This window comes from Rubinisphaera margarita (assembly GCF_022267515.1).
GTDB lineage: Bacteria > Planctomycetota > Planctomycetia > Planctomycetales > Planctomycetaceae > Rubinisphaera > Rubinisphaera margarita.
In genome coordinates, this window is sequence record NZ_JAKFGB010000020.1 from 191,654 (window position 1) to 215,500 (window position 23,847).

16 protein-coding genes are annotated in these 23,847 nt (G+C 58.4%); 9 read left to right on the forward strand and 7 right to left on the reverse strand.

All coding sequences use genetic code 11. From position 1 onward, the window contains the following. Window positions 1-26 precede the first annotated feature (26 nt). Both L1A08_RS19435 and L1A08_RS19440 read left to right on the forward strand, forming a co-directional pair. Window positions 27-1,466 carry a DUF1501 domain-containing protein gene (locus tag L1A08_RS19435; RefSeq protein WP_238758195.1) on the forward strand — a complete coding sequence of 480 codons (1,440 nt, stop codon included), beginning with the start codon at window positions 27-29 and terminating at the stop codon, window positions 1,464-1,466. An 81-nt stretch (window positions 1,467-1,547) separates the two neighbouring features. After that, window positions 1,548-2,798, forward strand: coding sequence for a PDZ domain-containing protein (locus L1A08_RS19440; protein ID WP_238758196.1), 1,251 nt, complete (start codon window positions 1,548-1,550; stop codon window positions 2,796-2,798). Window positions 2,799-2,853: 55 nt separating this feature from the next. Here L1A08_RS19440 and L1A08_RS19445 read toward each other — a convergent pair whose 3' ends face one another. Then, a complete protein-coding gene (locus L1A08_RS19445) occupies window positions 2,854-3,939 on the reverse strand; it encodes an acyl-CoA dehydrogenase family protein (protein WP_238758197.1) in 1,086 nt (361 codons plus the stop codon). A gap of 374 nt (window positions 3,940-4,313) precedes the next feature. Here L1A08_RS19445 and L1A08_RS19450 point away from each other — a divergent pair, with 374 nt between their 5' ends. The 3 genes from L1A08_RS19450 (at window position 4,314) to L1A08_RS19460 (ending at window position 7,128) form a co-directional block, all read left to right on the forward strand. Continuing rightward, on the forward strand, window positions 4,314-4,868 hold the full coding sequence (locus L1A08_RS19450; protein ID WP_238758198.1) for a hypothetical protein: 555 nt from the start codon (window positions 4,314-4,316) through the stop codon (window positions 4,866-4,868). Between the two features lie 13 nt (window positions 4,869-4,881). Beyond that, window positions 4,882-5,592: a dethiobiotin synthase gene (gene bioD / locus L1A08_RS19455; protein ID WP_238758199.1), complete on the forward strand. Its 711-nt coding sequence runs from the start codon at window positions 4,882-4,884 to the stop codon at window positions 5,590-5,592. A 192-nt stretch (window positions 5,593-5,784) separates the two neighbouring features. Beyond that, the gene (locus tag L1A08_RS19460) at window positions 5,785-7,128 is read left to right on the forward strand and encodes a hypothetical protein (RefSeq protein ID WP_238758200.1); all 1,344 of its coding nucleotides are present in this window, start codon (window positions 5,785-5,787) and stop codon (window positions 7,126-7,128) included. Here L1A08_RS19460 and L1A08_RS19465 read toward each other — a convergent pair. From L1A08_RS19465 to L1A08_RS19475, 3 genes are all read right to left on the reverse strand, one after another. Next, entirely contained in the window at window positions 7,116-7,958 is an 843-nt protein-coding gene (locus L1A08_RS19465; protein WP_238758201.1) for a lysophospholipase, read from the reverse strand. The two genes, L1A08_RS19460 and L1A08_RS19465, sit on opposite strands and share 13 nt — an antisense overlap. A gap of 56 nt (window positions 7,959-8,014) precedes the next feature. Further along, entirely contained in the window at window positions 8,015-10,054 is a 2,040-nt protein-coding gene (locus tag L1A08_RS19470) for a hypothetical protein (protein WP_238758202.1), read from the reverse strand. A gap of 184 nt (window positions 10,055-10,238) precedes the next feature. Continuing rightward, on the reverse strand, window positions 10,239-10,952 hold the full coding sequence (locus L1A08_RS19475; RefSeq protein WP_238758203.1) for a 3-keto-disaccharide hydrolase: 714 nt from the start codon (window positions 10,950-10,952) through the stop codon (window positions 10,239-10,241). A gap of 446 nt (window positions 10,953-11,398) precedes the next feature. Here L1A08_RS19475 and L1A08_RS19480 point away from each other — a divergent pair, with 446 nt between their 5' ends. Then, window positions 11,399-11,578 (forward strand): hypothetical protein, encoded by a 180-nt coding sequence (locus tag L1A08_RS19480; RefSeq protein ID WP_238758204.1) that lies wholly within the window; start codon window positions 11,399-11,401, stop codon window positions 11,576-11,578. A 107-nt stretch (window positions 11,579-11,685) separates the two neighbouring features. Here the strand turns inward: L1A08_RS19480 and L1A08_RS19485 are convergent, their stop codons facing one another. The 3 genes from L1A08_RS19485 to L1A08_RS19495 form a co-directional block, all read right to left on the reverse strand. Next, complete coding sequence (locus L1A08_RS19485; protein WP_238758205.1) at window positions 11,686-14,439, reverse strand: c-type cytochrome domain-containing protein; 2,754 nt, start codon at window positions 14,437-14,439, stop codon at window positions 11,686-11,688. A 51-nt stretch (window positions 14,440-14,490) separates the two neighbouring features. Further along, complete coding sequence (locus tag L1A08_RS19490; protein ID WP_238758206.1) at window positions 14,491-17,454, reverse strand: hypothetical protein; 2,964 nt, start codon at window positions 17,452-17,454, stop codon at window positions 14,491-14,493. Window positions 17,455-17,526: 72 nt separating this feature from the next. After that, window positions 17,527-20,043, reverse strand: a complete 2,517-nt coding sequence (locus tag L1A08_RS19495; protein WP_238758207.1) for a DUF1549 and DUF1553 domain-containing protein — start codon at window positions 20,041-20,043, stop codon at window positions 17,527-17,529. A gap of 471 nt (window positions 20,044-20,514) precedes the next feature. On the opposite strand from L1A08_RS19495, the gene L1A08_RS19500 reads away from it, so the two are divergent. The 3 genes from L1A08_RS19500 to L1A08_RS19510 all read left to right on the forward strand — a co-directional run bounded on the left by L1A08_RS19500 (window position 20,515) and on the right by L1A08_RS19510 (window position 23,760). Next, window positions 20,515-20,970, forward strand: a complete 456-nt coding sequence (locus tag L1A08_RS19500) for a hypothetical protein (RefSeq protein ID WP_238758208.1) — start codon at window positions 20,515-20,517, stop codon at window positions 20,968-20,970. 103 nt (window positions 20,971-21,073) lie between these two features. Next, on the forward strand, window positions 21,074-22,375 hold the full coding sequence (locus L1A08_RS19505) for an FG-GAP repeat domain-containing protein (protein WP_238758209.1): 1,302 nt from the start codon (window positions 21,074-21,076) through the stop codon (window positions 22,373-22,375). Further along, window positions 22,372-23,760, forward strand: coding sequence for a tetratricopeptide repeat protein (locus tag L1A08_RS19510; protein ID WP_238758210.1), 1,389 nt, complete (start codon window positions 22,372-22,374; stop codon window positions 23,758-23,760). The genes L1A08_RS19505 and L1A08_RS19510 overlap by 4 nt, the downstream gene beginning before the upstream one ends. Window positions 23,761-23,847: the final 87 nt, after the last annotated feature.

Below are 23,847 nucleotides of genomic sequence, written 5' to 3' on the forward strand. Positions count from 1 at the left end.
GCGAACGTGTTACATCGAGGCACTGTATGACTCCTCAGGAAATGGCCCAACTGGCCGCATTGCGGCAGAACCGCCGCAGCTTTCTTCGCCAGAGCGGAGCCGGCATTGGCGGGCTTGCCCTGCTGTCGATGCTCAATGGCCAGCAGACTTCTGAAGCGGCTTCCTCACTGACGAGTGGCGTGATCAAAACCCTGCACCATCCGCCGCGTGTGAAACGAATGGTCCATCTCTGCATGGCCGGCGGCCCGTCGCATCTGGAAACGCTCGACGACAAACCCGTACTTCGGGAGAAACATGGCCAGCCGATGCCCGAGTCGATGACAAAGGGCCAGCAGATCGCACAATTGCAGGGGAAGGAACTGAAATGCTTTGCCCCGCAGTTCGAGTTTCAGAAGTTCGGTGAGAGCGGTCAGTCGATCAGCAGTCTGTTCTCGAATATCGGTTCGGTCGCCGACGATATCTGTATTGTTCGGTCGCTGCATACCGATCAAATCAATCACGATCCGGCTCACACGCTGTTCAACACGGGCAGTGGCAACTCGGGGCGTCCCAGCATGGGGGCCTGGCTGTTGTATGGGCTCGGTCAGGAAACGGAAAATCTGCCAGGTTACGTGGTGCTGACTTCCGTCGGGAAGGGGGGACAGGCTCAGCCTATTGCGGCCCGGCAGTGGCATAGCGGATTTCTTCCGTCGCGTTTTCAGGGGGTGCAGTTCCATTCCACAGGAGCACCCGTGCTCTACCTGAACCGGCCCGAGGGGGTGCCGCTGGAACACCAGCAGAATCTGGTCGAGACCATCAATACACTGAATGGGGAGTTCAATACGCTGGTCGATGATCCGGAGATCGCCACCAGGATTCAACAGTACGAAATGGCGTTCCGTATGCAGACCAGTGTGCCGGAACTGATGGACTTCCGCGGGGAAACGAAAGACACATTCGACCGCTACGGCACTCCGGGTGGCGATGGAACGTATGCCTCGAACTGCCTGCTGGCCCGTCGACTGCTCGAAAAAGGTGTGCGGTTCGTGCAGGTCTACCATCGCGCCTGGGATCATCACGGCGGCATTAAACGATCGATGGAAATCACAGCCGATGAAGTCGACAGGCCGACCGCCGCACTGATTCAGGACCTGAAAGATCGCGGACTGTTTGAGGACACGCTCATCGTCTGGTCAGGCGAGTTCGGTCGCACACCGATGGCGCAGGGATCGGGCCGCGATCATCACATCAAGGGATTCTCGATGTTTCTGGCCGGCGGAGGAATCAAACCCGGTTTTCACTGGGGCAATACCGACGAGCTGGGATACAATGCCGTTGAGAATCCGGTCCACGTGCGGGACTTTCATGCGACGATGCTGCATCAGTTCGGAATCGATCACAAGAAACTGACGTATCGATTCCAGGGCCTCGACTTCCGATTGACCGGCGTGGAGGAAGCTCACGTCGTCAAAGAGATTCTCACGTGAGCCGACACTGACAGCCGGCACGGGAATGACGATAGGAACGTGTCTAAGAATCTACCGGAACGTGATATGCGGAAGACAGGGATGAAGCGAGTTCTTCTTGGGCTAGTACTGACTCTGTCAGGCCCGGTGATGGCCATCGGGAAGACACCGCCGCCGGCCAGTTCCCCGGAGTTGAGTGAGTCGCTGCGAAAGACAGCTCTCGAATCGCTCGACGCTCCCGAGTTCGTGCGGCGGGATGCGGCTCAGAAGCTGCTCGAACAGGGGGGGCTGCAGACCGCCGAAATGCTGCCAGGGTACGTGCAGGCGGCCAGTCTGGAGGGACGCATTCGAGCCGTGCAGATCATCGAGCAGATCGCACTTCGCATGTTGCGAAGTCAGGCCGATAACAAGTATGAACAGCTGATTCCGATCATGGATGAAATGCGGCTGGTCGGTGAAGCGGTGATCGGGTCCCGGCTCGAAGAGTTTCGTTCCATTCACTCCCGCCTCATCGAAAGTGCGAACATTCGAGCGCTGATTCGGCTCAATGCCATCGTCGATTTTGAGACGTCGATGGAGACGATTCCTGGTTTGTCGCAGCGGTTCAATACCGAGTTCATGGTCCGCATTTATCTGGGCGACGACTTTGCGGGAACCGAGGATGATCTGCGGCACATCAGTGATCTGCTTCTTCTGGGAGAACAGCAGTTCGGGAACAGCCGTGGCGTTTATCACATCGGGGATTGTCCAATTCCACTGAAAACGTTGCAGGAACTCGTCGCCGGGATGCCCGGTGTCCAGGTGGTGCATCGAGGGCCCGCCCGCATCGGCATCATGAGTTCAAACAGTTCGCTCAACAACGGGAACGAGAACTGGCATATCCAGTCGGTGCAGAATGGATCCTCGGCGAAGTATGCCGGACTGCAGATCAACGATGTCATCGTTCGGCTCGATGGCAGAAATGTCGGAGGCTTCGACAGCTTCGTGACGGCACTCGAAGCTTACGAGCCGAACCAGACCGCCGAGCTTCACGTTCAGCGAAACTTCGTCGAACCGGAGAAGATCACACTGACGCTCGGAGAGGATTTGAAGACGGGCCTCGAGGTCGACGAGGACTTTCAGCGATTCGTTCTCATTCGCAGCGTAGAAGCGGACAGTCCGGCAGACAAAGCGGGACTTTCCAACATGTACCGCATTGATCGGGTGGAGAATCAGCCGATGTTCAATCTCGCGGACTACGAACTCGCGATGGATCGACTGCGGCAAAACAACGTGCAGAACATCACCCTGCATGTCCGACGGTTGGAAGAAGTCCCTGTCTTACTCCGAGGCTGGGTCGGCCCGTATCGTTAACGAGATGCTCTTGAAGATGTAGCCTTCAGCGTTTCAGGCGAACACTTGCGCGGGCCTACGACCAGCTGGGGGTGCAGGCGAATTCCCGCAAGGCTGACTGGGCCACCGGAGCCGGGCAGGACCAGACCAGGAAGAACATCGACTCCCGAATAGTTCGTTCGGCCAGATGCCCGCTGACGAAGCCGCTTCCCTTCGCAGCCGTGAGATACGCCTGAGCGGATCGAAGCACCAGCGAATTGGCTCTCGTCCGAATCGACTGCGGCGTGCATTGCTCACTGGAGCCGGTCGACCCCGTTTCCGTGGCCAGGATGTCGTCGACAAGCCGATCGCATTCGCGCTCAAACTGTTTCGCTTCGGGCTCAAGATCGGAACGCGACTCGGCTTCATCCAGCAGGGCTCGGACCGCCCGCACAGCAACGCCGGTGGCGATGACGCTTGTCGTCAGCGATCCGGTTCCGCCTCCCCCCGATTTCATCACCTGTTCCACGGGGCCGGCGACAACCTGCCATTGCTCAACAAAGACATTCTCGAGATTCAGATTGCCGGTCGCCGAGGCGGTTAGCGCGAGCATCTCGGCTGTGCCACCGTATTGGATTCCCTCGGTTTCGGATGGAAGCGCGACCAGAACCTGGCGACCATCCTCCAGCGTGCCGCCCGAGACCAGCACGTCGGCATGGCGAACACCGGTGACCCAGGGAACGAATCCGTTCAGCACGTAACCGCCGGCTACTTCCCTGGCTGCCACCGAAGGAGTTCCCAGATGCTGCCGGGAGGTCGAGAGATGCGAGATCCCAACCGTTGCCCAGGTTTCCCCGGCCGCGAGTCCCGGCAGTAATCGCTCTTTGAGTTCTTCATTCTCAGCGGCCACGATTCGCTGAACAGCGGCGTTTCGTTGTGAGAGGACAAACGAGGTCGTCAGGCAGGCCGCCGAGACATCGAGGTACATCCGCGACATCTGTGTCGACTCCGTCGACAGGCCTCCATAGTGTTCCGGAATATCCCAACGCGAAACACCGGCCTCCGTCAGGGACCGCAGTTGAGCGGCTGGCCAGCAACGTTCCTGATCGGTTTCCGCAGCCAACTCGGCAATCTGTTCGAGGGTCTCGGTGTCGATCGACTCAGAGAATTTTTCTTCGGGCATGGGAGAAACCTGCGGGACTGTAATCGGGAACGAACGTGATGAGGCGCGGACGATGTACAAACGGGGCTCGGATTCAGTCCCGTGACTTCTATGATCCAGTGTAGTCGCAGTCCAGGCTCTCTCCTAGAGGCGCGGAGCCGATCCTCGTTCAGCGTGCAATGCCGATCCGGCAGAAGGATGTTTCGCTCACCGCGCGGGGGATTCTGAGGTCGGACAATTGTAAAGGCGATGATGGAATTCTACCCTGATGCTGCATCGCGGGGTTTCGAAGCCTCCGAATCCCCGAGACCGACGAACCAGGCACCAGTGAAGTTCCTTCCTGATCCGGGCAGCGAACTGCCCCTGCCAAAACTTTTCCGCACGAAAGTCTCACCATGAAACTCCTGTTTCCTATCCTCTTTGCCTGTGGTACCGCACTGTGCTGGGGACTTTACGGCCCAACAATTCAAAATGCTCGCAGCACAACCGGCGCCTGGAGCCCGTTCAAACCGTACGTGTTTATCGGTGTGGCTTATCTGGTGTGGGCCTGTGGGGGCGGACTGGCCGGAATGAAGATTAAGGAGGATCTGTTCACCTTTGGCGGTGTTCAGAGCCCGGCGATGATCTGGGGCTTTCTGGCAGGAACCCTGGGAGCCATCGGGGCCCTCAGCCTGACCTCGGCAATGTTGTCGGGAGGAAAGCCAATGTTCGTCATGCCAATTGTTTTTGGCGGAGCAGTGACAGTGACGGCGATCGTTTCCATCATCCAGTTGCGAGATGTCAGGCATACCAGTCCGCTGCTGTGGCTCGGTATGCTGATGGTGATTTCCGGAGTCGTGCTGGTCGCGAAATACACGCCGCACGGACATCCTCCCAAACCAGCAGCGGCTGCGGTGGAACAGTCTGGCCAGTCGGACGTCTCATCTGCGGTGACCCCCTCGGATCACTGACACGGGCGGTTTCATGCGTGGTCTGTTTATCACCGGAACCGATACCGGGGTCGGAAAAACCTGGATAGCCTGCCAGATTCTCCATGCGATGAATCAGGCAGGTTTTTCCGTAGGCGCTTACAAGCCGGTCTGTTCCGGAAGTTTGCGGGACGAGTCAGGTCAGCAGCATTGGGAAGACCTCGACGAATTGGCCGCCGCTACGAGATATCGCTTTCCGCTCGAACTGATTGGGCCGCAACGTTTTGCAGCGGCCGTTGCTCCCCCGCGGGCTGCCGGGCTCGAGGGCCGCTCCGTCGATGAAGATCTGCTGGTAGGGGGCATCGAACCCTGGAAAAAGCAGGTCGATTATTTGCTCGTCGAAGGAGCAGGGGGCCTTCTGTCTCCGGTTTCCGACACTCTGAGCAATCTGGATCTGGCCCTGAAACTTGGATTTCCCCTGCTGATTGTGGGCCGGGCGGGACTCGGGACGATCAATCATTCGCTGCTTACCATTGAAGTCGCCCGGTCTCACGGGGCGAGCCTCGCCGGTCTGCTTCTGAATGAAACGACAGCAGAGGGAAGCGATCTCTCCCGGCAATTTAACGTCGAAGATCTGTCGGCCCGCACGGACTGTCCGGTCCTTGGCTGCTGGCCATTTGGTGGATCAGCGACTATTGATACGAATGGGTTAACAGTCTCGGTAGATTGGTGGAACCTGTTCGACTTATCGCTCAAAGTCGGGTAAAGTGGATGGCCCGGTCAGACCCGAGTGAAGCGAGGTCTGGATTGGCGCTGCATCGGACCAGGCTCTTCGGAGTGCCTTTCCCTGCAATTGTCACGGCTGCTGTACCGTGGCTTTCGGAAGGGGCCCCCAGTGCAAACTCTGCCGATGTTCCCGCCCCCTGATGAACGAAAATGACTTTGGAGTTGCGTGTTTATGGCGGATGAGAATCCTGATTTCAGCTTCCTCGACCAGAAAAAGACGGCCAATCCTGAAGCGGCCTCTGGAATCACCAAGAAATCGGAAGAGACCGAACCGTCCGAGGCTGAAGACACCGATCACGTAATGTCCGAGCCGGAGACGCCGACCACTTCGGAAAGTCCCTCAGGGCTGAAGTGGATGGATGGTCCATTGCTTTATCAGGAACCGGACAGCAGCACACGGTTCGCGACTTCACTCGGAAAGTCGTCCGAGCCTAAGTCGGCGACCGACCATCTCCGCAATATCAAGCAGGAATCAAAAGACGAGACCGCCGAGGCGGAGCCTGCCGCGTCGGCGACGGAATCTTCTCCTGAAGAATCCAGTACGTCCAGTAAGCCTGAGGCAGTCTCGGAACCGCAGCGGGAAGAAACGGCCGAAGCACCGTCGGAAACGGTCGACGAGGTCGCCATTACGCCGCCGGTCATTCCACCTGCTTCTGACGAAACGTCGAGTTCGCCAGCCAAAGTTCCGGAAGAGAAATCGAAGTCGGCGAAAGAGAAATCGAAGTCGAAGCCGACTCCGGCGAAGAAAGCCGATTCGCGAAAGTCCAATCGGAAAACCGTCTCTGGTCTCATGCTGACGTTGCTTGTCAGCTACGCCAGCGCCGTGACGTTGATCTGTGCCTATCTCGTGATGCAGTCTTTCAGTGGCAAGCCGCATGACCTGGAGAGTCTCCCGGATCTGAAGCCGCCGATGAAAGACGATGAAATCGCCTACCGGCTGGTCCCTGAAGGAGCAACGCTGGCTCCCGGACATACCCTTCGGCTGGGTGAATCGCGTCGGTATGGAAATTTGCTGGTCACGCCTCTGCGCGTCGAAACGAGCGATCTCAAGTTTGAACATTACACCGGCGATCCGGCCCGGAAACGGGAGTCGGTCTCCGACGTGATGAAGCTCTGGATCCGATTCGAGAACGTTTCAAAGGACCAGAAATTCGCCCCGCTCGATCGCACGCTGGTCCTCAAGCGCATCGTCGACCCGGATCAACCGGGCCGTTTGCGGTCCAATCAATTTCTCACGACCGTAAGCGATAAAGGCAACCTGGATCGGACTTTCCTGCTCTACGATCTCGAACAATACGGCGATTGGAACTTCGCCGGCATCAAGGACGAGCCAGTGCTCGGTCCCGGTGAGTCGATCGAGACGTACCTGCCCGCCGCCGCGGTCGCTGATGAAGAACTCGACGGCACGGTTGTCTGGCGAATTCAGTTCCGCAAAGGATATCACCCGACTTCGAAACGAGGGGTCACGACGCTGATCGAGGTTCGTTTCAAGAAGAACCAGATTCAGTCGGCCTGATCGTTTCTTTGATCTTGCGGATGTGAAATTTCCGGCACGATCCGGGGGGCGATGTGTCGCTCCACGAAAACGCGGTTCATGCAGCTGAGATGGCCGCCGTAGTGCCAGTCGCGGATCATCGAGAATCGATACGGCACTTCCACGTACTTCTGCCGGTAGATCTCGAATCGCTCGCGGTCGTTCTCGCAAGGCACTCTGAAGCCGCGATTCCCGCCCGAGGTGCCGAACCTCCGATCGAGTGTTCCCATGGTCCACGTGCCGAACCCCAGGAAGTACCAGTCCAACCGCGATCGGTAACAGAACAGTTGCCTGCGGATCCGCTGCAGAGCGGGAGCGAGGTCGTAACCGGGACTGAGAGCGGGAGCGATCATCACGGCACTCTCGATTTCAATTCCGGGGGCAAGTGCCTCAAGTGTTTTGGGGATCATGGCTCCACCGCCGGAGTGACCGATGATTGAAACCGGCCGGTCGGGATGCTGAGCCTTGTAGTCGGCAATATGCTCAGCAATCCGGGCGGCCAGTCGCGAGCTGCGGTTGGGCAGCCAGAGATTAAAGACACCCGGTTTGACGGTCACGGTCCAGTCGAAGATTTCCAGCGCCTGAGAGACGCCTCCATCGTTCAGTCCGTGGACCAGCGAATGGGATAGCGAGCTAAGTCCCTCGATTCCCGGCAGAATCAATACGAGCCCCCGCGCGTACCGTTCTTCGGTGACGTAGGGCAACTCCGGCAGCCGATAGTTACCGAGCAGGGCCCGGGGATAGGAAAGTGTCGTCCTGAAGCCTCGACGAAAACGTGTCTCGACCTCGGCGCTCCTGCTCGCATCTAACATTCGTTGCTCAATTCCATTCGTTCCATCGCTTCGGTCAAATCCATTTGTCGACCAGATTATTCAGCAGCAGCTTCTTTGGGAGGACTGGTCTTCCCGATCTCTATGACTGGAGAAATCGCCGACTGAAGCACTTCCTGAGAGCTGTCGTCCTGGACGAAGGCGACGACCCGAAGTTTCGAGAAATCGTCGGGAACGACATCGAACTTGAAGTTGCGGTTCTTCTGGAAGGCGTCCATTTCGGCGAGAATCTCTTTCTTCAGCTCGCTTACATTGCGGCTCGTATTATAGCTCCCGTTCGTGCCGCTGATGGCGACGCCGTCCGCACCGGTCGGAATATCGCGGACCACCATTTCGTGGAGACGAATGCCGTTCGGGGCGACGAAATGCACGAGCGGATCGACGATGAGCACGCGGAGCTTGACGTCGTTCCGGTTCTCGGAAACGCCATCGACTTTGACATCAATCTTGACCGAGTCCCCTTCGGCGGAGGCGTTCAGGGCAATCGAGATCGGCGAGGTCTGCGTGAGCAGTCCGCGAGTTTGAGATTCCAGGTTCTTGTAATGATCTTCGGCATGGAAGACGAACCCGCCCACTGGATCGGTGGGGCGTCCGTTGACTCTGAGAGCAGGCGTTCCCCCTTCTCCGTAATAGCCGAATCGGGCTTCGCCATCGGAATTCGTGAGCGGATCAGGCCGAGGAATGTGCTGATGGTAACGAACGGCGATCAATTCGGGAGCGGGGAAGGTCTTCTCCAGTCCACCGAGAGCCAGGTCGCCGGCGACACAGGGAGGGCAAGCTGAACCGGTGAAGAGTTCGATCAGCGGAATTCGCCGGTTCTCAGGCAGATTCGGTTTTTCTGCGGACTTGCTGACGAAGTAGAACGCGTTCTCTTCATAAGCCTTATCGAGCATCTCCTGCAGAGCCTCGCCTTCCAGCGAGCTGAGGGCCTTTGTCTTTTCGAGCGGGCTTTGCGATTGTCCTTCGGTCTCGGTCGGGATCTGCACCATTCGGTTCAAACCGGGCAGGACGGCGAGACGGGCATAGATATCCGTCGCCTTATCCTTCTCGCCGGAGTCCTCGTAGTGCTTCGCCAGTGAAACCCAGCCGTTGATTTCAAACGGCCTTTCTTCCAGCAGCGTCCGAAGTTTTTCGGCTCCCTGCTTCTGTTCTTCGGCCTGGTCCGACGAGAGCAGATACTGGCTTTCGAACAGATCGAGCCGCTGTTTGTAGACCTCCGGCATGTTCTCGCCAACCAGGCTCTTCACCTTGTCCATGCTGCTGCGGGCGATCGAGCGATACTCAGGCGCTGTCTTCGTCAACTGCGCGATTTGAAAGAGTGTGTCCGGCAGCAGATTGCTTCCCCAACGCTGTGCGGTCTGGATCGCTTCAGCAGCGATCGCATCGACTTCGTCGGTCGGAAGCTCATTCTTGATCGCGGTATCGAGCAGCGTGAAGTAAGCCGTGTTCGCGAGCGGCAGATCGGGATGGGCTTTCACGAAATTCCGCAAGGCGGCGACACGATCTTCTGCCTTCAAGGCGGCTTCGAGATCCTTGGTGCCATCGGTGATCTGAGGCGTTTCGATATCGGACATGCTCGTCGACGAAGTCTTGATCAGGCGAGCCGGCGAGACCTGCACTTCGCCTTTCGGGAAAATGCCCCCCAGAATGACATCGCCATGTCGTTGCCCTTCGAAGTTCAAAGTGACCTGGCCGGTTTCGATGTTGAGGAGGATGTTCTCATCCCGAAACACAGCCTGATTGACGTGCCAGCTCTGGAACTGCTGCATCGAAGCGGTATCGACCTGCTTTACAGCTTTTTTGCCGTCGATTTCGGCGATCTGAATCAGCAGAGGATGGAAGTCGGTGGTTTCTTCGGTGATGACGAGCATCCAGCGGCCAATCCACGGAGGCAGTTCTTCGACATTGGCCGCGTCGGCCGTCTGAGCACCGGCTGCTGTTGTCGAGGTCCCTTCTGGTGAATTTTCAGTAGTCGTCTGCGTCGGTGCCTCGCCCGATTCGCATCCCGACAGAACACCGAACATGAGACTCGCGCACAGGCATGTGCTGAACAGGACAATCCCTTGGAGATATTTCATGGTGAGTAGCTTCGTTTAGAGGAGCGTTTTTTCTGGGCTCGTTTTTTATGCGACCGCGACGGATGGTTTGTCGGTCGCATCAGACCCATAAGTTCATTGTAGAGGCGGAGTCGCGGAGTGGCAGCCGTCCATTTGAGAAATCTTCTTCATCTCACTTCCGGCTCGCGGAGCGACAACGGCGAGGTCAATCCTGCACTGCAATACGTACTCGGCGGATCTCGAGCGGGAAGCCTTCGGCCTGAAAGCCGACGAATCCCTCTTTTCGAGCAGCCGGCTGGCTCTGGCAGATCTGCGTACCGTTAATGTAGGTGGTCAAAGCGCCATCCTTCGACACGGCTTCGATGACGTTCCACTCCCCAACCGGCTTCCGGGCCATTTCGCGAGCGGACTGGTTATCCTGAATCACGACATCCGGGACGCCGCCATTGGCTTTGACGGACGCCATCTCGCTGAACTTCCCCTGAACTTCCACCGACTCCGGCCAGATCTTCTGTTCAGGCGCGATGTAAACCAGCAGCCCGGTGTTGCTGAGCGGTTTCTTCTCCTCACTCAGTCCCTTACGGGGCAGAAAACGGTACTCGAATCGAATGGTGAAGTTACGGTAGGATTCTTTCGACTGCAGATAGCCTTTGGGTTCCCCGGTGGTAACGATCGATTGTTCGATGCCTTTCCAGGTGTCCTCTTCGGCGAGGACCGGCTCAAAATCGGCAAAGGAAAGGGCCTGGTATCCCTCTTCGGGAACAAAATCATCAGGCTCGATGATCGGCATATCGACTTCCGGCTCAGTTGCGGAGGTCGATTCCGGAGCTGAGGTGGCGGATTCGGACGGCGGAGCGGGGGCTTCACAACCGGCGGAGATCAGAAGTCCGAGCACGAGGGAGAGCATCCCGAATCGCATGATGATCCTCTTGTCTGGAAGGGGTGAACTGAGAGTGCGGAACGGGAATTGATCCCGAGCCGTCGAGGCTGTTGACCGGAGTGTATCGGTTGCGATCCTCAATGAGCAAACGACCCCTGATGACGTAGTCCTGATAACCCGAACCATTGTCAGGATTGATGCAGAAGTTTCACTCCCCGGGCCCTTGCTGGAGTTCGCAGATTCTCCGTTCTTCCATTGCGAGGGACCGGGCCCGCGTGGTCGATACCAGTATTGGATCGATACACCAACGCAGACGGGGTCAACCACCCCGTCGCCGCTCCGTCCGTGAAGTCTGCTGGAGTAGACTTCGACGAACATCGATCTTCACTCCTGAGTGCAGTCTAAGAGCGATCCCATTCTCCCCCCTGGCAGCATGACGATGGCGATGCGTAGATGCGTCGCGTCGGCGTGAGGAGTTGTCGAACATGCAATGCGAACATGGAATGCAGCTTCGAATCGCTTTCCTGGAAGCCCTGAATGAGCAGCTTCGTCGTGAAGTCGCTCAGAACACGCGAATCGCCAGAACTCGAGCCCCGTACTGGCCGATGTTTCTGGTAAGCGGTCTGGTCAGCCTGTCCGCGTGGACGCTGAGCTGGATTAGTTAAGCGGCAGCTTTCTGTCGGAAACGCGAACGCGAATGACGAAAAAACGACGGCTGCGATTGCTCGAAGCGATCGCAGCCGTTTCTCGTTATTCGCTGATAAAGTCCGTCTTACTCCGCCGCCTTCGCGGGCGGAAGCGTCTGAAGCAGCTTGCCGTCTTTGCCGTTCCAGATTCGGACCACGCCATCGTGCCCGGCTGCGATGACCAGCCCTTCGTCGTCGGTCACGGCGACGGCATTCAGGAACTGTTCCGACCCGGACATGCTGCGGTAGTTGCGACCGTTACTGGCGGTCACCATTCTCACGACCTTATCGCCACTTGAAGTCGCCAGATTGTCGCTGACGCCGATGTACTTCACGCCGGTCACCTGTTTGCCGAAGCTGGTGATTGTGCGAATCTGCGAACCATCGAGCCGGTTCCAGACCTTGACCGACTGATCAGCAGAAGCGCTCGAAAGCGTGAGTCCGTCGGCGGCCCAGTCGACATCCAGCACGTGCTCGGTGTGCCCTTCGAAGGACGCGATCTGATTCCCGTCCGGCACGCGGAAGACCTTCACGAACTTGTCCGCCGAACCCGAAGCGAGGTGGGTTCCATCTTCGGAGAACGCCACCGTCAGCACGACATCGCTGTGGGCGCCTTCCAGCGTCTTTGCAATCTGTCCGGCACTCCAGTTCCAGAGCTGCAGTTCGCCATCGCGTGACGGGTCGCCTCCGCCGGTCGCGAGTAGTGTGCCATCCGGTGAGAACGCCAGAGCCGTCACGCGGTCGATGAACGGATTTGGCTCCTGATTCTCCCCGAGTCGAGCCTGCAACGTCCACGGAGCGTCAAGCGTCACCACCGTGAGTTGCCCCTGCTCCTGGATTCCGCAAAGCAGTCCGCCTGGCAGATCGAGAACATCTACGACCGGCTGCCACTCTTTGAGAGAGGCGGAACCGATCGGTGCCCCGGTCGCCAGATTCCAGATGGCGACTTCTCCCTGACCGGTCGTGACCGCCAGGCGTTGTGGATCGAGAAAGCATGCGGCGATCGACTTGGCGAGTTCTTCGTCCATACTCTTCTTCGCCGCGGCCAGATCAGCCGTGAGTTGCGTGAGACGCTCGGCCGTTTGCTTGACGTTTGCGTCCCGTTCTTTCAGGAGAGCTTCGGCACGAGTCAGAGCGTCCTGTTCAAGCTTGAGGGTCGTCTCGGCTCGACGGTGTTCCTCTTTCGCAGTGTTCAACTTCGCAAGTGCCTCATCACGGGCTTTCGTGGCGGCTTCCTGCTTCTTTTTCAAATCATCAGCGTCGGGTGTCTTCGCGAGGTTGGCGTCCGCGTCAGCCAACTCTGTGACTGTCTTCTCATGAGCTGTATTCGCTTTGGCCAAATCCATCGCGGTCGTTTCCAGAGTTTTCTTCGTGGTTTCGACTGATGTCTGCCGCGTCTTCAGATCATCCGTTGCGGCCTTCTGCAAGGTGGTCGCGTTCGTGGAAAGCGACTTGGCGACTGCGACCTGTCGTTCCAGTGATTTGTGATCGACGACGCGGCCGATCTTCTGTTTGAACTCGCGAACCTGTTTGCCCTGATCGTCCCAGACGCGCACGCTACCCGATTCATGAACGGTGGCGAACGACTTTCCGGTTGAGTCGACCGAGACCGCGACGGCGTCTCCGCCTGCAGCCCAGCCGCGGTTGGCGGCTCGCTTTTCGAGGTCCCAGAGTGTCGCATTGCCGTCGTCAGAGAGAGCCAGCGCCGCGGATGGTCCGGTTACCTGCAGAGCCACGATCGGCGAGTCGTTCTTCTTGAACTCGGCTCCAGATGCGGTCCACTGAGGTTGATCGGCCGGTTTCTCCCAGAGTTGCAGAGTGCCATCCGCATGGGCTGTCAGGAGGCGCGATGCGGCGAAAGCGATTTCGACACACGGTTTTGGGGGAGTAATCTGAACCGGCTGGTCGGGAGTCGCGGCAGGAATCACGGTAATCCCGGCCGCATGGGCGACGGCAATGAGGCCCGCCGCATCATCGATAGCAATGGCGACGGCTTCGGCCAGGCCGCTATCGATCGATTTGAAACCGGCATCACTGCGATACACGATTCGTCCCGATGGACCGATCGCGACAATCGCGTTTCCACTCGCGGAAACTCCCGATGCGGAAACCGCTTCGTTCAGCGAGCCCTGGTCAACGAGCTGGTAGGGTTCCTGCTGCCAGATCTTGACGTTGCGATATCCGGCGGAGGCGATGACGCGGCCCTGCGGATGAATGGCGACCGCATTCACGAAGTCCCGGTGTGCGACCGAAAGTTCCGGATCGACCAGTTCGACAAGCTGCTGGGGATCGGTCAGTGAAATGACCTGCAGCCGATTCCCCCGGCCGAGAGCGATACGATCTTCCCGTGGGAATAGAGCCATCGAATAGGTCGGCTGCAGATGCGATGGCATGCCCGTCCAGATGATCGACTTGTGACCAGCCGCTTCGCCTTCAGGGGCGCCGAGTTCGATCCATCGCTTCAGCTTCCAGACTTCAGCTCCGGTCAGCTTGTGAGCATTCATGTTGTTGGGCAGCGGCGGCATTACAGGCTCACTCTCGCGGCTGGCCACCAGATACAGATAGCTGGCATCGGGGTCGCCCGGTTCGATGGCAGCTCCGCTGTCGCCCCCTTTCAGCATTCCGGCAACGGTCTCGAGGTTGAGAGCCCCTTCGGACTTCGTGGTGTTATGACAGGCCAGACAGTTCGCCTTGAGGACGGGAGCCACGTCCTGGTCGTAGGTCACTTCCCGTCCCAGTTCGACCGGGGTTGGAGTGATGGCGTCCTCGGCCAGCACAGCCGTGCCGCAGAGAGTCAACAGAAGTGGAACAGATCGCAGGCTGTTGAGGAAAGCTGTCATTGGTCCGCAGTTTCTGTGAAAGTGACGTGTTCAGGCGGGGCGTCGAGTGGGTCACGGGATAGTAATGGTGATCGGGGCATCGACGGCAAGCGTCTGTTCTCCCTGCTGACAGACGGCTCGCACTGTGCACAGCGAATGTTTCCCGCTTGGTGCATCAGCTCCCGCCATGAGACGGATTTTTGCCGTCTTGTCCTCGGGACCGACTGAGACCGGTGCCCAGCTGAGCCCCGAGAGTCCGGGCGGCAGTGTGAAGGTCAACTCCGCAGGAAACTTCTCGTCCCCGTCTCGGGCCAGTTCGACTTCGACTTCGAGCGATTCGCCTTTCGAGAGTTTGACCTCGCTGCCCGATTTGGAAGTCAGTTTCAGCGGGGCTTTCTGCACGAGGAAGACAAGGCGCCCGCAGTAGTCCATCTGTTTCACGGCCGCTGGCTTCTGGTCGTTTTTGGCTTTGTCGAGAGCTTTCTTCGCGGCGTCGAGTTTCGGCTGAGTGGCTGCCAGTTCGGCTTTCGCCGTTTCTGCAGCTTTCTTCGTTTCGGCCACGCGGGCCGTCAGGTCTTTCACCTGCGCTTCGATCTGCTGGATCGCCGTATTCGCTTTGGTGACTTCCGCCTCGGCGGCTGTCCGTTCGGACTGTTTTGTGTCTTTCGTTTTCTGAAGTTCCGCCTTCGCGGCGTCATCAGGAGCAGCGCCGATCTTCTGGTCAATCTCGGCGATCGCACTGGTGATTTCAGAGACAGTCCCTTTCGCTTTCTCCAGGGCGTCCTTCTGCTGGGCCAGTGCGGTCTGCTGAGCTTTCAAACCTTCCTCAGCTGTCTTCACGCCTGCTTCGGCAGCTTTGCTTTTCTCGGCGGCTGTCTTGACGAGTTCGGTAAGCTTCGCGAAATCGTCTTCGGCTCGCTTCAGAGCAGGAGGATTGCGTACGAATTGGACCGTGGCTTCTCCGAGAAGATCGCAGGTGTGCCAGCCGGCTTTGGTGTCGGCATTGAACTGGAAACGCACCTTGCTCGATGTTGCGTCCTTGGCGATTTCCGGTGTCTCGACGACAACCTTGGCGTTCTTGTCCAGCCCCTCCGCTTTGAGCGTCACTTTGTCGGCGAAACCTTCCGCTCGCTGGATGGTCACAGGAGCCCAGACCTGTTGAGACTGGGTAACCACTTGGACAAGTGGAGCATTCTGAGGCTGATAGTGAGCTCCGGCCGGAGGTTCGATCACCGAGGCGACCAGCTGGTGCCCCTGTCGCGAGACAGCCGGATCGTTGGCCTGGCTGGGGGCGACGAGTTCAACCGGAACTACCGACTGCGCGGCGACCAGTCCTGTATCTTCCAGTGTCTGCGGATCGACCGATTTCGCGATCAGCTGTAATTCGGCGAAGCCCACGGGAGCATCCGGGGAGGCGTAGAGTACAAGATTGGCCGTCGTTGTTCCGGGCGGAATCAGCACCGCGGGAATCTGAACGCCGGGCGGCGGATGCGGTGCTTCGACCACGATTCCCTGGTTAAAACCATGGGTAGTGCTGACCGCCAGTTTGATCAGTGCGGTGCCGCCGCGGCGGGCGACGCATCCTGCTGGAGTATCCGCGGCAAGTTTCCCTACCACCGGCGGTTGTGAGTAAGCGTAAATCTGAAACCCGGGCTCGGGCGGAGAGACACGCAATCGATAGTGCGATGATGACTGTTCATCGAGAACGGCATATCGATTCCTCACAGTCAGATCATACCAGCCGGCTTCCGGAGCGGTCACATTGAAGTCGGTGTCGTCGGTCAGCGTGTCGAAGACATTGGGGACAAGGTTCGTCGCGATGTCATCGGGGACGTTCACGGCCTTGCGTGTTTCTTTCCCATTGGCATCGACCGTGACGTGCTCAAGGAGAGCGAGCGGGTCGAGCAGCTGGCCGTCGCGCTGGGCGAACAGCTGAAGCCAGAGCACATCGCCTTTCTGAACCGGGATGCGATACCGGTCGATGTCGTCGATCTCATTGAAGTAACCGACCACTTCGCAGTCCCCGCTGATCTCCTGCGTCTGCGCCAGTTCGTTGTTCGGTTCCTGTTCGGTGACCAGTAACTTGCCCGTGATCGGGAGAGATCGAAGAACGGTCGCTCCTTCCGGCTCCGTCAGCTGAACGGTTTGTCGTGGGACCAGAATCTCACGAGGATTGATGAATCCAGCCAGGACGGTCTGATTGGCTGAACCGACCGGATTCATCTGGAGCGGCACGGCAGGCTGGTCTGTCGGAGCCGACTTCCCACGATATTCCGTCGAACCTTCGGTCTGCATCACAGGCGGCTCAACCGTAGTGGGCGCCAGCTTGCCAGTCGCCAGCAGTCGATAGGTGTGCGAGTTGGAGCCGGCGTAGAGGAAATCGAACACGCGGATGCGGTAATCCCCGGCGACGGCGGCCTGGAAACGGATCCGGGGCTCAAGGTCTCCGGTGCGACGGCTGTAAGCGATTCGCCTCCCACTGGGATCAAACAACTCAATCGTCGGAATCATCGGCGAGTCGAGGGGCAGGCAGTCGAGCTGGATCTCACGCCATTCGCCGGCGGGAACGGTCAACAGATACTCATCGATATCGGCGCGCCCTTCACAACGACTGTAGACAACCGTATCGATAGCCAAAACGAGCGGCTGATTGTTCTGCCAGTCCTTCTCTTCATGCGTGACGACCGGCTGCGATTCGACGCGAAACATTCGCGAGTTACTGACGCCGAAACGTCCTTCGACCCTGACACTGTGATAGCCAGCCGGCACGTCTCCGGCGATCTTGACCGGGAAGGACCGCGGATTGGTCGTCGGATCGGGACGTTCAAGTTGGGTGATCCCGCGATGCGAAAACACGATGCCGGAGAGCTCATCGAGATCGGTGCCATCGACGATGTTGATCGTCGCCTCAGTACCCGCCTGTCCTCCCGGAGGAAAGACGCTCTGCAGTTGCGTAATCGGTAGTTGAGCGAAAAGCGGTCCTGCTGTTCCGAAGAAGAAGTCCAGCAGGACAGTCAACCGTCGAAGTTGTCGCATGGAAAAGCCCGCGTCAGGGAGGTGGGAATGAGAGTCAACACTTAGGGAGGGGTTGCGGTGTGGCTCCGAGGGTCAATGGTTGAACATGAACTCCTTGGAGTTAACGAGCGCCCAGATCACATCCTCATAGGAGACCTTCGGCTCGATACCGTCGCGTTTGACGTAACTGACCGCTGCGTGAAGTTCTTCCTCCCGTGGCTGTCGGGCGTACGCCCACAGGTACAGTTCCTTGATACGTTCCTCGTGCGGTCGAGACTCGTCGGACGCCAGCTTTGCCGCTCGGCCGCGACCGTCGGAAATCTTGCTCTGCACTTCCTGACTGTTCAGCAGGTGCAGCGACTGGGCCAGACTGGCATCGCCGGAACGCTCGCACTCACAGGCCGTTTCTCCCTGCGGCTGTCCGAAGACTTTGAGGAAGTAGGGTGCACTGCTGACATCCCGCATCTGCAGAGCCGAGTAACCAGCCGGCAGTCCGTTCATCTGAGACGGAACGTCCGCGATCTGATGCAGGGCATCGTAGAGGCTTTCGGCAGAGAGCCGCTTCGGGTAGTACCGGGAAAAGTTCTGTTTGTCTTTCAGGTTGTACTCGTTCGGCAACGCACTCAACTGATACGTCCGCGAGTTGCAGATCAGTCGGACGAGCCCTTTGAGATCGAAGCCAGAGTCGACAAACGACTGAGCGAGACTGTCGAGCAGTTCAGGATTCGCTGGAGGATTCGTGGCCCGCATGTCATCTTCCGGATCGACAATGCCGCGACCAAAGAAGTGTTTCCAGTACCGGTTCACCAGCGTGCGGGAGAAGAACGGATTGTCCGGTTCCGCCATCCAGTCAGCCAGGGCGACGCGCGGATCCTGGTCGGGAGCCAGTTCGAGAGGTTCGCCGCCAAGTCCACAGGGCTTCATCGCCGTGCCGGATTTCGGGTTCTTGGCCGTGGCCGTTCCGAAGTTATGGAACACGCGGCGATCCCGTCCCTTGGCATTCACGTTGCCGGCCTGAGTCTTCTTGCCGATCCGGCTGAAGAAGGCGGCCATGCCGTAGTAATCATCCTGGCTCCATTCCTCGAACGGATGATGGTGGCAACGGGCACACTGAATCCGCACGCCCAGGAACAGTTGGGCACAGTCTTCGACAAGGCCTTCGGCGTCGGTGATTTCGCGATACCACGTCACCGGGGGATTCTGATCGATGCTGCCGGACGCGGTGATCACTTCGCGGACCATCTCGTCGTAAGGCTTGTTGTTGTAAATCGAATTCCAGATCCATTGATAGAACGCATAGACGCCGTACAGATCTTCCGGACGCTGCTTGCGGTTCCGCAGCAACAGACTCCATTTGTTCGTGAACAGGTCGGCGTATTCGGGAGTTTCGAGCAGGCGGTCGATCAACTCGCTTCGCTTGTTCGGATTGGAATCGGCCACAAACGCTGCCGCTTCTTCGGCTGTTGGCAGTGTGCCTGTGATGTCGATGTAAACACGACGCAGGAAGGTCTCGTCGGTGGCCGGAGCGGAGGGCGGGATTCCGAGTTGCTTGAGCTTCGAGAAGACCGCTTCGTCGATCAAATTGGCCGGGGCGGGGATCGACTGCGTGTCTGCTCCCAGCGGAATGGTGGAACGGAAGGTGTCGACATACCCCTGGTAACGGGCCATCACAGCAACTTCCCCACTCAGCTGACCGGTTGTCACGAGCCCGGTCGGTGTGACTTCGGCCATTTCGGCGACGTTCGGTTCGAACAGAGCCGTGCGGGTGACATCCTTTGTGTGTCCGTCACTGTACGTCGCGATCACGGCGACCTGCTGATTGACGTCGGTTCCCATGATGCGTTGTTTTGGGAAGCATTCGATGCCGGTCAGGACCGGATCGGACTCGCTGCCGTAGGGCATCCCCTGTTCGATCCAGCGATAGAGCAGTCGATATTCGTCGCTGTCCGGCTTCAGAGGACTTCCACCGCCGTGAGGCACCTGACCGCTTGCTTTCGCTAAAAGCAGACTCTCTGCCGGAGCAGCGGGAGAAAGTCGACGCGCCCGGCTCTCGTAGACGAGGTATTCGTAGTCATCTTCGGGATAGAAGCCGAGCAGGGAGAGTTTGAAACCGTTCTGTCCACTCGCTTTGCCGTGGCAGCCGCCCCCGTTGCAGGCAAGCTTGGTGAAAATCGGGACAATCTCGTGCTTGAAGTTAACTGCCTGCGTCGTTTCCAGTCCGGAGACGACAATGGGCCGCTCCGCCTGCACGCCGAGAGTTGTTCGAATGGTCAGCTTGCCGGTGCCGTTTTCGAGGGGCAGGATCAGCCCGTCGCCCAGGACCCGTGCCAGCGAAGGCGGTTCGATCGTCCAGGTCACATCCCGGGTGTAGTCGATGTTCCGACCGTCCCGCATTTGGGCGGTGACGATCAATTGTTTACGATCGTCGGCTCCGCGAAGGGTTACCGCCCCGTTGAGATCATCAATCAGATCCGGGCCGATACGGATTTCAGCAATGGTGAGCGATTCTCCAGCAGGCTCGTTGCCATAGGCAGCGGGCAGAAACACCAGAGACAGGGAGAGTGTGCAGACCGTACGGAGCAGTCGTGCAGACAGAAGAGCATTCGTCATAGGGACATCCTAATCAACCTGCGAATACATTTGTCGAACCGATAGTAGTCGGCTGGTTATGGAGAACAGCAGTTGGCTACTGTTCCATTCAGGCAGGTTCCGCAAAGGTGTGGCACCAGGCGGGAACGGCTGTGGTTTTTGGGCTGGTCGAAACGAGGTCTCAGGAGAGCGTGCACTTCGGGTAAACCGAAAATTCGGTCTTATCTCACCCAAAGAACATATCAATAATCACTTGACTGTCAATATTGAATCGTTTCTCACCGCTGAGGGAGCGGCAAGGCTCGTACGAGCGCGACCGAGGTACGAGGATGTCTGACAAGGCAGGAACTGTATCTTATACCGCTGGCGGGAGCCATGAAAAGTTATCAGGATGAAATGTCGGGATTTTTTCGCATTCCGGAATTAACCGACGATCGAACCGATTTCGCGATCTTCAATGACAATTCAGGTGTCTACAGGAGTTGATATCTGGTGAGTGAGTCCACTGAAGTGAATCCCGCTACGGACTTAACCGGTCGCGAACGAATCGCGGCGGGCATCCTGAGGTTGATTGGCTGCGGCGGCCTGCTCGCTCTGCCGGCAATTGTTTTGCCGCTTGAAACGCTGACATTAATCCATGCCTGGCTGGGACTGGGAACCATTCCTTCCGATCCTGTCGTTGAGTATCTGGCACGCACAACATCCCTGTTTTACGTCGTCGCCGGAGTGATCACGCTGGCGATTTCCGCCGACCTCGACCGCTATCGCCCTCTGGCCCGTCTCTGGGCCTGGTGTGCAATCGGGAAAGGGGCAGCCGTGCTTCTGATCGATCTCGACGTCGGATTGCCGCTCTGGTGGACCGTGATTGAAGGGCCGTCTTCAATTCTGATCGGCTTTCTGCTCCTCGCGTTGTTGTCCCGAAAAGCGCCTGCGAAGGGGCAGAATTGACGCAACTCGGAAACGCTCGCTTCTCGCTGGTCGGTTGCGGTCGTAGAATCTCGCAAACCGAATCGACCCGCTTCCGATCTTCGACCCCGACACGGCGGTGCCTATGTCCGCGCGATCTCAACTGATCCTGCTCCTCGTTCTCATCCCGGCGATCCCGTTGCTCGCCTGGGCCAGTCGGCCGTATCTCGCTCCCCGGGAACCGGTCCCTGTGATCTTTTCCGGAGGCAAATCGTACCCCGCTACCGAACAGCCGTTCCTGAAGACGAGGATCGGCCCGGAACCCCGGGGGCTCCCGCTGATCACCAACGTGCAGATTGTCGATGAAGATGGTGACGGGCAGAACGAGATCCTCGTCTGCGACGCCAGTCTGAATCAGGTGACCGTTTACCGTCGACAGGGAGAACAATGGAAGGAAGAGGTACTGATTCCCCTCGTCTCCGCACCGGCTCATGTGACGCCGGTTGATGCGGATGGCGACGGCGATCTTGATATGGTCGTTTCTGTTCTCGGGAACATCATGCCGGACGACTCGGTGATCGGCCGCGTTGAACTGTTCGAGCGAACCGAAGAGGGATTCGAGCGGCACGTCATTCTCGACACTGTTCGACGGATCGCCGATGTCCAGCCGGGAGATTTCGATCAGGATGGCGACATCGACTTTGCCGTCGCTGAGTTCGGATACAGTCGTGGCGCGGTTCGCTGGCTGCAGAATGAAGGGGACTTTCAGTACCGCGATCATGAACTTCTGAATGCTCCGGGGACGATTCACGTTCCGGTTGCCGATTATGATGGCGATGGCGATCTGGATATCGCGGCGATCGTGTCTCAGGACGAAGAAGAACTCTGGGCGTTCGAGAACGCCGGCGACGGAACCTTCACGCCGCGACGACTGTGGTACACCGTTAACCTCGATCTCGGCAGCGCCGGGCTGGTGAGTGCCGACCTGGACGGTGATGGAGATCAGGACCTGATTCTGCCGGCCGGCGATAACCTCGAAGACTTCGACGCCTACCCTCAGCCTTATCACGGCTGCTACTGGTTCGAGAATCAGGGGGACTGGACGTTCGAGATGCATCGCATTTCCGATCTCGGCGGAACGTATGCGGCAGCGGCGGGCGATCTGGACGACGACGGCGATCTGGATGTTGCGCTCGTCAGCATGACGAACGACTGGTACACCCCGGGCACGGCCAGCGTGATCTGGCTGGAGAACGATGGCGAGCAGAACTTCACCAGCTGGCAGATCGATACCGATCCGATTCACCTGGTCACAGTCACCATTGGAGACATCAACGGGGATTCGCGGCTGGATGTGGTCGCCGGAGCTCTGAACTTCCGCAAACCTTACGAACGGGTTGGCGGTGTCTCCGCGTGGCTCGGTCAGGAGAAAGGAGGGGGCCGATGACAGTCATCTTGCGCCTTCTGACCGTCCTCGTCGCCCTGGAAGTGGTTGGGGCGGTTTACTGGGTCAGCAGACCCTCTCAGGAAGTTCCCTCACTGGTTCCTCCCGTCAGTTTCAGCGATCCTGTTTATGAATCGGAGTTGCGGGAGCTTTCGGCAAACTCGAAGCCCGCCGATCCGGAGGCGGCACGACAGTTGGCGGAAGCTCTGGTGGGTCACGGGTTCTATGCCTATGCCGAGCACGCCTATCGTCGCGCCCTGACCGCCGACGAGAATGATATGTCTTCGCAGTTCGGACTCGCCTTCTGCCTCGATCGAACCGGACGCATCGCCGAAAGTACCGAAGCCTACCGCAAGGTCACGGCGATGGAGCCGCGAACGGAGAGCGAACAGAACCTGCCCCTCTTCGCGTCCTATTCCATTGGTCGAAACCTGCTGCGTGAACAAAATGCCGAGGCGGCGGAGGCGCTGTTTCGACAGAAGATCAGATTCCCACCCGCTCGTTATCAACTCGCCAAGTTGCAGATTCGCTCCGGCCGAGCAGCGGAAGGCCTGCAGACACTGGGGCCGGGGCTCGACGAGCTGCCCTATTCGCTCGGATTGCATCACCTGCGTTTCCGGGCACTGCAGCAACTCGATCAGCCCCAACGGACGGCGGAGGCGGCTCGACTGGTTGAACGCTCGGCCTATCTATTGCCAATCAACTTCAGCACCGATCTCGTGCGACCGTTTACGGAAGGGTATGGTTTCCGACGGGACCTGGCCGTGATTGACCGGGAAATGCGGGAAGGGCAAACTCAATCTGCGGAGCAGCATTTGCTCGAACTGCGTGACAAGATCGGCGAACGGAAGATTCCGCAGTACGTCACTGTCCGGCTCACGCTTGGCGACATTTATCTCCGCTCGCAGCGTGCGAACGAACTGGAGCAGCTCGCCAGCGAACTGGCAGCCTTCGAGGTTCGTCCCCCCGAACTATTGCTCTGGAACGCCGGGGCGGCAGCGTTTCAGGATCGACTCGACGAAGCGGCCGACTACTGGCATCAGGCACTACTCATTGATCCCGACATGCAGGTGCACATGAATCTGAAAGACTATTTCCGCAATCAGGGAGATGCGGAGAAATCGGCCTGGCACTCTTCCCGGGCTCTGGTTCTGCAGGGAAGGGCGTTGTACCGCAGCAATCGCCCCGAACAGGCTGATGCTCTCTTCCAGCAGGCCGTTGAGGAAGATCCGCAGAACGCCGAGGGCTGGTTTTTTCACGCGGAGATGAACCACGATCTCGGCAACACCGAGGTCGCACGCGCGGCTTATCAGAAGTGTCTCGAGATCGATCCACTCCACGGCCGCGCTGTCCGGGCGCTCGGAACTCTTCGCGACGATTCTCCCTGAAACAGGAATGTTGAAGCTGCATGCGACAGTCGCGTTTCTCGCAGTAGCTTGACACCCATTAGTGAGACTGCATAATTTCGCCCACCC

Excerpts from the sequence above, each read along its gene's own strand:
- L1A08_RS19435 (WP_238758195.1), top strand. The coding sequence starts at position 27 with ATGACTCCTCAGGAAATGGCCCAACTGGCCGCATTGCGGCAGAACCGC.
- L1A08_RS19440 (WP_238758196.1), top strand. The coding sequence starts at position 1,548 with ATGAAGCGAGTTCTTCTTGGGCTAGTACTGACTCTGTCAGGCCCGGTG.
- L1A08_RS19445 (WP_238758197.1), bottom strand. The coding sequence starts at position 3,939 with ATGCCCGAAGAAAAATTCTCTGAGTCGATCGACACCGAGACCCTCGAA.
- L1A08_RS19450 (WP_238758198.1), top strand. The coding sequence starts at position 4,314 with ATGAAACTCCTGTTTCCTATCCTCTTTGCCTGTGGTACCGCACTGTGC.
- bioD (WP_238758199.1), top strand. The coding sequence starts at position 4,882 with ATGCGTGGTCTGTTTATCACCGGAACCGATACCGGGGTCGGAAAAACC.
- L1A08_RS19460 (WP_238758200.1), top strand. The coding sequence starts at position 5,785 with ATGGCGGATGAGAATCCTGATTTCAGCTTCCTCGACCAGAAAAAGACG.
- L1A08_RS19465 (WP_238758201.1), bottom strand. The coding sequence starts at position 7,958 with ATGTTAGATGCGAGCAGGAGCGCCGAGGTCGAGACACGTTTTCGTCGA.
- L1A08_RS19470 (WP_238758202.1), bottom strand. The coding sequence starts at position 10,054 with ATGAAATATCTCCAAGGGATTGTCCTGTTCAGCACATGCCTGTGCGCG.
- L1A08_RS19475 (WP_238758203.1), bottom strand. The coding sequence starts at position 10,952 with ATGCGATTCGGGATGCTCTCCCTCGTGCTCGGACTTCTGATCTCCGCC.
- L1A08_RS19480 (WP_238758204.1), top strand. The coding sequence starts at position 11,399 with ATGCAATGCGAACATGGAATGCAGCTTCGAATCGCTTTCCTGGAAGCC.
- L1A08_RS19485 (WP_238758205.1), bottom strand. The coding sequence starts at position 14,439 with ATGACAGCTTTCCTCAACAGCCTGCGATCTGTTCCACTTCTGTTGACT.
- L1A08_RS19490 (WP_238758206.1), bottom strand. The coding sequence starts at position 17,454 with ATGCGACAACTTCGACGGTTGACTGTCCTGCTGGACTTCTTCTTCGGA.
- L1A08_RS19495 (WP_238758207.1), bottom strand. The coding sequence starts at position 20,043 with ATGACGAATGCTCTTCTGTCTGCACGACTGCTCCGTACGGTCTGCACA.
- L1A08_RS19505 (WP_238758209.1), top strand. The coding sequence starts at position 21,074 with ATGTCCGCGCGATCTCAACTGATCCTGCTCCTCGTTCTCATCCCGGCG.
- L1A08_RS19510 (WP_238758210.1), top strand. The coding sequence starts at position 22,372 with ATGACAGTCATCTTGCGCCTTCTGACCGTCCTCGTCGCCCTGGAAGTG.